At 75.5% G+C, this 10,636-nt stretch carries 11 protein-coding genes and 1 pseudogene; 11 read left to right on the top strand and 1 reads right to left on the bottom strand.

Annotated features, from left to right (window positions below; genetic code table 11):
* The 6 genes and pseudogenes from CCN44_RS37565 to CCN44_RS37540 form a co-directional block, all read left to right on the top strand.
* Positions 1–302 (top strand): annotated as a pseudogene (locus CCN44_RS37565) (hypothetical protein); the annotation flags it as partial.
* The gene (locus tag CCN44_RS37560) at positions 299–835 is read left to right on the top strand and encodes a SixA phosphatase family protein (RefSeq protein ID WP_059248059.1); all 537 of its coding nucleotides are present in this window, start codon (positions 299–301) and stop codon (positions 833–835) included. The pseudogene CCN44_RS37565 and the gene CCN44_RS37560, both read left to right, overlap by 4 nt.
* A gap of 42 nt (positions 836–877) precedes the next feature.
* Positions 878–1,504: a YigZ family protein gene (locus CCN44_RS37555; protein ID WP_014671339.1), complete on the top strand. Its 627-nt coding sequence runs from the start codon at positions 878–880 to the stop codon at positions 1,502–1,504.
* 106 nt (positions 1,505–1,610) lie between these two features.
* Entirely contained in the window at positions 1,611–2,774 is a 1,164-nt protein-coding gene (locus tag CCN44_RS37550) for an exonuclease SbcCD subunit D (RefSeq protein WP_086703246.1), read from the top strand.
* The gene (locus CCN44_RS37545) at positions 2,771–5,764 is read left to right on the top strand and encodes an AAA family ATPase (RefSeq protein ID WP_086703244.1); all 2,994 of its coding nucleotides are present in this window, start codon (positions 2,771–2,773) and stop codon (positions 5,762–5,764) included. Before CCN44_RS37550 ends, CCN44_RS37545 begins: the two co-directional genes overlap by 4 nt.
* Before the next feature lie 296 nt (positions 5,765–6,060).
* On the top strand, positions 6,061–6,285 hold the full coding sequence (locus CCN44_RS37540; protein ID WP_086703242.1) for a hypothetical protein: 225 nt from the start codon (positions 6,061–6,063) through the stop codon (positions 6,283–6,285).
* Between the two features lie 139 nt (positions 6,286–6,424).
* Here the strand turns inward: CCN44_RS37540 and CCN44_RS37535 are convergent, their stop codons facing one another.
* Entirely contained in the window at positions 6,425–6,871 is a 447-nt protein-coding gene (locus CCN44_RS37535) for an Lrp/AsnC family transcriptional regulator (protein ID WP_059248055.1), read from the bottom strand.
* A gap of 94 nt (positions 6,872–6,965) precedes the next feature.
* Here CCN44_RS37535 and CCN44_RS37530 point away from each other — a divergent pair, with 94 nt between their 5' ends.
* The 5 genes from CCN44_RS37530 to CCN44_RS37510 all read left to right on the top strand — a co-directional run.
* Positions 6,966–7,442, top strand: coding sequence for a rhodanese-like domain-containing protein (locus tag CCN44_RS37530; RefSeq protein WP_059248054.1), 477 nt, complete (start codon positions 6,966–6,968; stop codon positions 7,440–7,442).
* A 58-nt stretch (positions 7,443–7,500) separates the two neighbouring features.
* Positions 7,501–8,001 (top strand): GNAT family N-acetyltransferase, encoded by a 501-nt coding sequence (locus tag CCN44_RS37525; protein ID WP_086703239.1) that lies wholly within the window; start codon positions 7,501–7,503, stop codon positions 7,999–8,001.
* Between the two features lie 229 nt (positions 8,002–8,230).
* Entirely contained in the window at positions 8,231–8,899 is a 669-nt protein-coding gene (locus tag CCN44_RS37520) for a histidine phosphatase family protein (protein WP_086703238.1), read from the top strand.
* Positions 8,900–9,064: 165 nt separating this feature from the next.
* Positions 9,065–9,718, top strand: coding sequence for a response regulator (locus CCN44_RS37515; protein WP_086703235.1), 654 nt, complete (start codon positions 9,065–9,067; stop codon positions 9,716–9,718).
* On the top strand, positions 9,715–10,636 hold a 922-nt coding region (locus CCN44_RS37510), incomplete at its 3' end, for a sensor histidine kinase (protein WP_107502152.1). The genes CCN44_RS37515 and CCN44_RS37510, both read left to right, overlap by 4 nt.

Below are 10,636 nucleotides of genomic sequence, written 5' to 3'. Positions count from 1 at the left end.
CCGCGCGGCTGGACCCCGCCGTACTGGACGACGCCGCGCGCAGCCTCGCCCGCTGGCGGCGGGCCGTCGCCGGCTGGGCCCGCCGGCCCTCGCGGCCGGTGCCCGGCGAGGTGCGGGAGCGGCTGCGCGCCGCCTGGGAGGACGACCTGGACCTGCCGGCGGTGCTCGGTGTCCTGCGCGACGTGGAGGACGCGCCCGGCGTCCCGGACGGCGCCCGCTTCGAGACGTACGTCTACGCCGACCGCCTGCTCGCCCTCGACCTCGCGCGCGACCTCGGAAGCGACCCGGGGAGCCCGGCGTGAACCGGCCGGCCGGTACCGGCCCGCTGCGCCGGCTGGTGGTGCTGCGGCACGCCAAGTCCGCCCGGCCCGAGGGCGTCGAGGACCACCGCAGGCCGCTCGCGCCGCGCGGGCTGCGCGACGCCCCGGCCGCCGGACGCGCCCTCGCCGCCGGCACGCTGCCCGACCTCGCCCTGTGCTCCACGGCCGTACGCGCCCGCCGTACCTGGGAGCTGGCCGCCGCCGAGTGGGCCACCCCGCCGCCGGTCCGCTACGACCGGCGGCTGTACGCGGCCGGGGTCCCCGAGCTGCTGGCGGTCGTGCACGAGGTGCCGCCCCAGGTGCGGACGCTGCTGCTGGTCGGGCACAACCCGGGCCTGGAGGAGCTGGTGCTGGCGCTGGCCGCGGACGGCCTCGACGACACGCTGGACCGGGTACGCGCGAAGTTCCCCACCTCCGCGATCGCCGTGCTGGCCTGGCACGGCACCGGCTGGCCGGACCTCGCCCCGGGTGGCGCCCTGCTGACCTCCTTCACGGTCCCGCGCGGGAAGAAGTAGAGCCGGAGCGGGGGTGTCCCGGCGCTCGCATAGGCTGGCGGGATGCAGGACGAGTACCGCACAGTCGCCCGCGCGGGCGTGCACGAGACCGAGATCAACCGCTCCCGCTTCCTGTGCGCCCTCGCTCCGGCCGCCACCGAGCAGGAGGCCCAGGACTTCATCGCCGCCGTGCGCAAGGAGCACGCCGACGCCACCCACAACTGCTGGGCGTACGTCATCGGCGCCGACGCCTCCGTGCAGAAGGCCAGCGACGACGGCGAACCGGGCGGCACCGCGGGCGTGCCGATGCTCCAGATGCTGCTGCGCCGCGACATGCGGTACGTCGTCGCCGTCGTCACCCGCTACTACGGCGGTGTCAAGCTCGGCGCCGGCGGGCTGATCCGCGCCTACGGCGGCTCGGTCGGCGAGGCCCTGGACGCGCTGGGCACGATCACCCGGCGCCGCTTCCGGCTGGCCACGGTGACCGTCGACCACCAGCGCGCGGGCAAGGTCCAGAACGACCTGCGGGCCACCGGACGCGAGGTGCGCGACGTCCGCTACGGCGAGGCCGTCACCATCGAGATCGGCCTGCCGGACGCCGATGTGGACGCCTTCCGCGCCTGGCTCGCCGATGTGACGGCGGGCACGGCCGGCTTCGAACTCGGCGGCGAAGCCTACGGAGACGCCTGACGATTACCGCGAATCGGGCATAACGGGCCTGTGGGGGGCGGGGGGTGAGGCCCGGTACGGGAGTAACCGCCCGTGATGTCAGACCCGGCGGTTAGTCTCGGGGCCCATGAGACTGCTGCACACGTCCGACTGGCACCTCGGCCGGGCCTTCCACCGGGTGAACCTGCTCGGGGCCCAGGCCGAGTTCATCGGTCACCTCGTCACCACCGTGCGTGAGCGCGAGGTGGACGCGGTGGTCGTGTCGGGCGACGTGTACGACCGCGCGGTGCCCCCGCTCGCCGCGGTCGAGCTGTTCGACACCGCCCTGCACCGGCTCGCCGACCTCGGCGTGCCCACGGTGATGATCTCCGGCAACCACGACTCGGCCCGCCGCCTCGGCGTCGGCGCCGGACTCATCGGCCGCGCGGGCATCCACCTGCGCACCGAGCCCGCCGCCGCCGGCACCCCGGTGATCCTCCAGGACGCCCACGGCGAGGTCGCCTTCTACGGCCTGCCGTACCTGGAACCCGCCCTGGTGAAGGACGAGTTCGGCGTCGACAAGGCCGGCCACGAGGCCGTGCTCGGCGCCGCCATGGACCGCGTCCGCGCCGACCTCGCCACCCGCGCGCGGGGCACGCGGTCCGTCGTCCTCGCGCACGCCTTCGTCACCGGCGGCCAGGCCAGCGACAGCGAGCGGGACATCACCGTCGGGGGAGTGGCCGCCGTACCGGCCGGCGTCTTCGACGGCGTCGACTACGTGGCGCTCGGGCATCTGCACGGCTGCCAGACCCTCACCGAGCGCGTGCGCTACTCCGGCTCCCCGCTCGCCTACTCCTTCTCCGAGGCCGACCACCGCAAGAGCATGTGGCTGGTCGACCTGGCCGCGGACGGCTCGGTCACCGCCGAGCGCGTCGACTGCCCGGTGCCCCGCCCGCTCGCCCGCATCCGCGGCACCCTGGACGACCTCCTCGCCGACCCGGCGCTGACCCGCCACGAGGACGCCTGGGTCGAGGTCACCCTCACCGACCCGGTCCGCCCGGCCGACCCCATGGCCCGGCTCACCGAGCGCTTCCCGCACACCCTCAGCCTGGTCTTCGCCCCGGAACGCGCCCCGGACGACCCCGCGGTGTCGTACGCCCGGCGCCTCGCGGGCCGCAGCGACCACCAGATCGCCCAGGACTTCGTCGCCCATGTGCGCGGCGCCGGACCCGACGAGCGGGAGGCGGCCGTGCTGCGCGAGGCGTTCGACGCCGTGCGCGCCGACGCCGCCGTGCGGGAGGTGGCGCGGTGAGGCTGCACCGGCTCGACATCACCGCCTTCGGCCCCTTCGGCGGCTCCCAGACCGTCGACTTCGACGCGCTCTCCGCCGCCGGGCTGTTCCTGCTGCACGGCCCGACCGGCGCGGGCAAGACTTCCGTCCTGGACGCCGTCGCCTACGCCCTCTACGGCTCCGTCCCCGGCGCCCGGCAGAGCAGCCAGGGCATGACACTGCGCAGCGACCACGCCGCGCCGGGCACCCGCACCGAGGTCCGCCTCGAACTCACCGTCGCCGGACGCCGGCTGGAGATCACCCGGCAGCCCCCGTGGGAGCGGCCCAAGCTGCGGGGCACGGGCAGGACGGTCGACAAGGCCCAGACCTGGCTGCGCGAGTACGACGCCCAGGCGGGCGTCTGGAAGGAGCTCAGCCGCTCCCACCAGGAGATCGGCGCCGAGGTCGAGCAGCTGCTCGGCATGAGCCGTGAGCAGTTCTGCCAGGTCGTCCTGCTGCCCCAGGGCGACTTCGCCCGTTTCCTGCGCGCCGACGCCGAGGCCCGCGGCAGGCTCCTCGGCCGCCTCTTCGACACCCAGCGCTTCGCCGACGTCGAGAAGCGCCTCGCCGAACGCCGCCGCGCCGCCGAGGCACGCGTGCGCGAGGGCGACACGGCCCTGCTCGCCGACGCCCACCGCATGCAGCAGGAGGCCGGCGACGCCATGGAACTGCCCGAGCTGGCCCCCGGCGACCCGGGCCTGGCCGAGGCCGTCCTCGGCGCCGCCGCCGTCGCCCGCAGCACCGCACGGGAACGCCTCACCGTCGCCCACTGCCGGCTCTCCGCCGCCGAATCCGCCCACGCCGCGGCCCGGCGCGCCCTGGAGGAGGCGCGCGAACTCGCCCGGCTGCAGAGCAGGTTCGCCGAGGCCCGGCAGCGCGCCGAGCGCCTCCAGGAACGGGCCGTCGCCCACCGCGAGGCACAGCAGCGCATGGAGCGGGCCCGCAAGGCGGAGGCCGTCGCCCCCGCGCTGGAGCTGCGGGAGGCCGCCGAGACGGAACACCGCCGGGCCGCCGCGGCCGAGGCACACGCGCGCGCACTGCTCCCCGCCCCCCACGCCGACGCCGACGCGAGCGGACTCGCCGCCGCCGCCCGCCGGGCCGCCGAGGAACTGGGCGGCCTGGACGCGGCCCGGCGCGCCGAACGGCGGCTCGCCGAACTCGCCGCGGAACGCGCCGGACTCGACCGGCAGGAGCGCGCCGACGACGACGTCCTGCGCGAGGCCGACGCCTGGCTCGCCGACTGGGACACCCTCCGCGCGGCCCTCCAGACCCGCGTCGACTCCGCACAGGAGGCCGCCACCCGCGCCGAACAGCTCGCCGTCCAGCGCGCGCCCATGCAGCGGCGGCTCGACGCGGCCCGCACCCGCGACCGGCTCACCGCCGACCTCGCACAGGCCCGGCAGCACGCGCAGGCCGCGCGGCAGCGCGCCCTCGACGCCCGCGCCCACTGGCTCGACCTCAAGGAGCAGCGGCTGAGCGGCATCGCCGCCGAACTGGCCGCCCACCTCACCGACGGCGAGCCCTGCGCGGTCTGCGGAGCCACCGAACACCCCGCCCCCGCCCGCAAGGTCGCCGGACACGTCGACCGCGAGACCGAGGACCGTGCCCTCGCCGCCTACCAGCGGGCCGAGGAGCAGCACAGCGAGGACGAGCGGCGCCTCGGCGCGGTCCGCGAGGCCCTGGCCGCGGCCACCGCAGAGGCCGGGGACACCCCCACCGACCGGCTCGCGGCCGAGGCCGGGGAACTGGAGCGGGAGTACGCCCGCGCCCGCCGCGAGGCCTCCGCCCTGCACGCCGCCCAGGAGGAGCTGCGGCGGGCCGAGCAGGAGCGCGAGCAGCGGCTCGCCGACCGCCAGCAGGCCGCCGTACGGGCCGCCTCCCGGCTCACCCGGCGGGACACCCTGGAACGCGAACAGACCTCGCTGGAAGCCGAGCTGGCGCAGGCGCGGGGCGACGCCGACAGCGTGGCCGCGCGCGCCGCGCAGCTGGAGCGGCGGGCGGCACGGCTCACCGACGCCGCCGACGCCGTGCGCGCCGCCGAGGACGCCGCCCAGCGGTTGAAGGACGCCGACGCCCGGCTCGCCGACGCCGCCTACCGGGCCGGCTTCGACACCCCGCAGGCCGCGGCGGCGGCCCTCCTGGACCCCGCCGCCCACCGCGCACTCCAGCACCGCCTCGACGCCTGGCAGCAGGAGGAGGCCGCCGTCCGCGCGGTCCTCGCCGAGGCCGGCACCGCGGCAGCCGCCCAGCAGCCGCCCGCCGACCCGGCCGCGGCGGAGCGGGCCGCGGCCGAGGCGGAACGCCGTCTCCGCGAGGCCGCCTCCGCGCGCGACGCCGCCGCCCGCTGCTGCGCCGAACTGGACCGCCTCTCCGCCCGGGCCGCCGAGGCGGTACGCCGGCTCGGCCCGCTGCGCGAGGAGTACGACCGGGTGGCCCGGCTCGCCGCGCTCACCGCGGGCACCTCCGCCGACAACGAACGCCGGATGCGCCTGGAGTCGTACGTCCTGGCGGCCCGGCTCGAACAGGTCGCCGCCGCCGCGACCGTCCGCCTCCAGCGCATGTCGTCCGGCCGCTACACCCTCGTCCACTCCGACGACCGCACCGGGCGCGGCAGGAGCGGGCTCGGGCTGCACGTGGTCGACGCCTGGACCGGACGGGAACGGGACACCGCCACTCTGTCCGGCGGCGAGACCTTCTTCGCCTCCCTCGCCCTCGCCCTCGGCCTCGCCGACGTCGTCACCGACGAGGCGGGCGGCGTCCGCCTGGACACCCTCTTCATCGACGAGGGCTTCGGCAGCCTGGACGACCAGACCCTCGACGAGGTCCTGGACGTCCTGGACTCCCTGCGCGAACGCGACCGCAGCGTCGGCATCGTCAGCCACGTCCCCGACCTGCGCCGCCGCGTCCACGCCCAACTCGAAGTGATCAAAACCAGATCCGGCTCGACACTGCGACAGCGCGGAGTGACCTGATCCGGCCCCCTGCACGTCGAGCGAAGAGAAAGCCCTGCAACTCAGGGTGGGATCCGGTATGCCCCTGCCGCCCGCTGGAAGGCGGGGACGGCGGCGAGGTCCGGGCCATCGTCTCCCCGCGGTCGATGACGTCTACTGCGGTCCGCCGCGGGACATGGACGTGCTCGGTCCGGGCTCGGGCACGGAGCCCTGTCTGTGCACGTGACGGCGGTTCAGCCAGGCGGCTCACGGGGGCGTCACCGGAGTCGGTCGGAGTCGTTGGCACGGCGTACCGACACCCCGGGTAAGGAGATCAGGTGCGTCGACTCGCTATCACTCTCGCAGCGGCCCTGGGCGCCGTGGGCGGCGTCATGGTGACAACAGCCCAGGCCGCGCCCACCGCCGGGCACCGGGAGCAGCCGCCGTATCCGTACGCCTCGTGCCTCGCAGCTGCCAAGCAGCACGGTGAGAGCCCGTCGTACGCGGTGTGGCACTGCGACCAGCTGGTGCAGAAGGGATGGGTCCTGCCACCGCGGAGCTGACGGGAGCTCCTCGTCAGGGGCCGGCGGCGGGCTGCTCGACGCACCCGCGCCGGCCCGGCGACGCCTCGGCCGTGCGCGGTGCGTGGTGCGGGGCGTGCCCTCGGCGCCTGCCGGCGGCCGGACGTCATCCAGACAGGCCCTAGCGGCCCAGCGGGCGGCGCGGCAGGGGGGACGAGTACACCACGCTGGTGGTCACCGAACCGAGGGCGCCGATGCGTCCGGAGACCTCCTCCAGGTGGGACATCGACCGTGCGGCGACCTTGATGACGAAGCAGTCGTCGCCCGTGACGTGGTGCGCCTCCAGGATCTCGGGCGTCGCCGCGACCAGGTCGTGGAACGGCTTGTAGTTGCCGTTCGGATAGCGCAGCCGCACGAACGCCAGGATCGGCAGGCCCAGCCGCTCGGGGTCGACCACCGCCGCGTACCCCTGGATCACCCCCGCCTCCTCCAGCCGCCGGACCCGCTCGGTGACGGCGCTCGGCGACATGGACACGGCGCGCGCCAGCTCGGCGTAGCTGGAGCGTCCGTCACGCTGGAGGACTTCGAGGATGCGCCAGTCGGTGGCGTCCGGGGAATACACGGTCATCCGGGATGGATAGCAGGGGAATCCCCGGCCGGGCAAGGGTAAGCCCGGGGATCGTCCCTTCAGGGGGCGGCCCGCGGACCGTAGATTTTCCGTCATGATCACCACGGTTTCCGAGAACCCCGTCCTGCGCGTCGCGCCCGCCGCTCCCACCGAGGCCGCCGCCTACTTCCGCGCGAGCCTCGCCTTCCACGCCGACGTCTCCGACGTCGCCGCCGCGCTCGCCGCCGAGGGCGACCCCGGGTTCGTCGTCGTGGACTCCCGCTCCACCGAGTCCTGGGACCAGGGCCACCTCCCCGGCGCGGTCCACCTGCCCACCGCGCTCATCCCCGAGCAGGCCGAACAGCTCCTCGACAAGAACGTGCCGGTGGTGACGTACTGCTGGGGCCCCGGCTGCAACGGCGCCACCCGCGCCGCCCTCGCCCTCGCCGAACTCGGCTACCAGGTCAAGGAGATGCTCGGCGGCTTCGAGTACTGGGCGCGCGAGGGCTTCGCCTACGAGACCTGGCAGGGCCCCGCCCGCCGCGACGCCGACCCGCTGACGGCACCCGTGTCGGGCGACTGCGGATGCTGACGCACCCCCCGGGCCGCCCCCGGGGGACCGCGGCACCCCGCCCGGGGGGAGTCGGGCAGTGCCCGAGCTGAAGCGGCTGCACGCCGACCACGCCCCCGCGGTTCTGGCCTTCGAGCTGGCGAACCGCGCCTACTTCGTCGCCTCGGTCCCCGACCGCGGCGACGCCTGCTTCGACCGGTTCACCGACCGGTACGACGCCCTGCTGGCCGAGCAGGAGGCCGGCACCTGCGCCTTCTACGTCCTCGTCGCCGACGACGGCTCGGTGCTCGGCCGGTTCAACCTGGTCGACATCGAGAACCGCGCCGCGGAACTCGGCTACCGGGTCGCCCAGCACGTCACCGGCCGCGGCGTGGCCACCGGGACCGTCCGCGAACTGTGCCGGCCGGCGGCGCGGCGGCACGGGCTGCGCACGCTGCGGGCCGCCGTCACCCACCGGAACGCCGCGTCCCGCAAGGTGCTGGCCAAGTGCGGCTTCGTCCCGGCCGGGCCGGCCGACCCGGCCGTCCTCGGCGGCGAGCCGGGTACCCGGTACCAGTGCGACCTGGTGCTCCGGCCGTAGACCGCCCCGCCCGGGCCCCTGCCGCACCGCGCGAGCGGCAGTCCGGCAGTCCGGCAGTCCGGCAATCCGGCCGTCCGCGGACGAGAACCAGCCGGTCGGCGGGGGTGATCCGGCCACCTGCCGGAGGTTGAACGGGCACCTTTCCTGGGATGTGGTCTGCAAGGGGAGAGTGCGCTCCGGCCGGGTCCGCCGGCACAGCGGCCCTCCCGCACGGAGAAGGAGGTCGACGGTGACGGTGCGACTGACGATGCTCTGCGCGACCGCCGCGGAGGGCGGCCACGACCGGATCTTCGGGGACGGCGCGGCGAGTGAGCGCCGCCGGTACGAGCCGGGCGTGGCGACAGCGGCCCCTCCGCCGTATCTCCTGGTCCTGCGGGGGCCCTCCGCCCGCTGCGCGCGAACCGCCGAGGCCCTCGCGATCCAGGCCACGCCCGACGACGCCCTGCGCGACCTGGACTACGGCGCCTGGGCCGGCCGGTCCGTCCAGGACATCGCGGCCGAGGATCCGCACGGTCTCTCCGCCTGGCTGACGGACCCGGACGCCGCACCGCACGGGGGCGAGTCCGTCCGCCGGCTCTGCCGCAGGACCGCCGCCTGGCTGGGGGCGCTGCCCGCCGGCCCGGGGCCCATCCTCGCGATCACCGAAGCGTCCGTGATCAGAGCCGCGCTGGTGCACGCCCTGTCCGTACCCGTGCGGTCGTTCCGGCAGCTGGAGGTGTTGCCCGCCTCCGCGGTCACGCTGACGCTGCGCGACGGCCGGTGGAGCACCCGGTCCGGGCGGCTGACGGTCCCGTGGCGGTGGCAGCCGGCCGCCGACGGCTCCGCGGCCGTCACGCTGCTGACCATGCCGGACACGCGACAGCACCCGTCCGCGCCGCACCGTCCGGCCATGACCTGACCGAGGGAAGAGGCGGAACAGGGGGGAACAGGGGGCAGGGGGTCCGCTCGCTCATGTGACACAGGGCCCGAGGGGGGCACGGCGCCGGCCGTACGGTGCCCAGCGGCGAAGCCGCCCCGGGCGTGGTACGAATCGGACAGTGGTGCCATAGAGGCTGGAGCGCACGTGATCCGGGTACTGGTGGTCGACGACGAAGCCCTGATCCGCACGGGCTTCCAGCGCATCCTCGCCGCCGCCGAGGGCATCGAGGTCGTCGGCGCGGTGTCCGGCGGCCAGGCCCTCCGGACGGTGCGCGAGCAGCGCCCCGACGTGGTGCTGCTGGACATCCGCATGCCGGACGTGGACGGGCTCACCCTCCTGGGCGAGATCCGCCGGCTGCCCGAGCCCCCCGTCGTGGCCATGCTGACCACCTTCGACATGGACGAGTACGTCGAGACGGCCCTGCGCTCGGGCGCGGCCGGATTCCTCCTCAAGGACACCGACCCCGAGGCGCTGCCGCTGGCGGTCCAGAGCCTGGCCCGCGGCGGCACGGTGCTGTCGCCGAAGGTCACCCGCACCGTGGTGGACGGCTATCTGAGCGCCGGACCGCAGGACCGCCCGCCCAAGGCCCTCGAACGGCTGACCGGACGGGAGCGCGAGGTGCTCGTCCTCATCGCCGAAGGGCTGTCGAACGCCGAGATCGCCGCCCGGATGCACCTGAGCACCGGCACGGTGAAGGACCATGTCAGCGCGATCCTCACCAAGCTGGAGGTCAGCGGCAGGGTGCAGGCCGCCCTCTTCGCCCAGCGGGCCGGACTCCTCACGGAGGAGACCGGATGACCCGCCGCCCGCCCCCGCTGGTCGAGGACGGCGTGGTGGTGGCCCTGGCCCTGCTGGACGTGTGGGCGCACTGGGACATCGACGAGCCGTTGCGGATGGCCTGCGGGCTGGGCGCCGCCGTCGTCCTGCTGCTGCGCCGGCGGCTCCCGCTGCTCACCTACGTCCTCACCCTCCCGTCCGTCCTGCTGTCCGACGCGGTCGTCGCCAGCCTGGCCGCGCTGTACACGCTCGCCACGCTCAGCCGCCCCGGCGCACTGCTGTTCCTGTGCGTCCCGGCGTTCGCGTTCAGCGACACCACGTCCCTGCCGTCGCCCGACTTCGATCTGACCGAGACCCGCAAGCTGATCGCGCTCGGCTACAGCGCCGCCACGGCCGCCGCCGCCGTCTTCCTCGGCCAGCTCGTACGGACCCGGCACGATCTGTCACTGCGGCTGACCGAGATCTCCCAGGCCCGTGACCACCAACAGCTGCTGACGGCCCAGGCGGTCCTGGCCCGGGAGCGCGCCGAGCTGGCCCGCGAGATGCACGACGTCGTCTCCCACCAGGTCAGCCTGATCGCCGTGCGGGCCGGGGCGCTCCAGGTCGGCGCGCGCGACGCGGAGACCAAGGACGCCGCGGCGACTATCCGGCGACTGAGCGTGCAGACGCTGGACGAGCTGCGGCACATGGTCGGCGTCCTGCGCGCCTCCGGCGGCCAGCCCACGGAACTGACCCCGCAGCCGGCGCTCGACGACATCCAGCGGCTGGCCGACGGCTGCGGCATCGAGACCGAGCTGACGATGGACCTGCCCGAAGGGCTGCCGGCCACCGTCCAGCGCGCGATCTACCGCACGGTCCAGGAGGCGCTGACCAACACCCGCAAGCACGCTCCCGGCGCGACCGCGCGCATCGACGTGCGGCACGTCGATGCGCGCGGTC

Source organism: Streptomyces tricolor, assembly GCF_002155905.1.
GTDB lineage: Bacteria > Actinomycetota > Actinomycetes > Streptomycetales > Streptomycetaceae > Streptomyces > Streptomyces tricolor.
The sequence above is the reverse complement of the archived record's forward strand: the minus strand, read 5'-3'. Positions and strand labels throughout refer to the sequence as shown.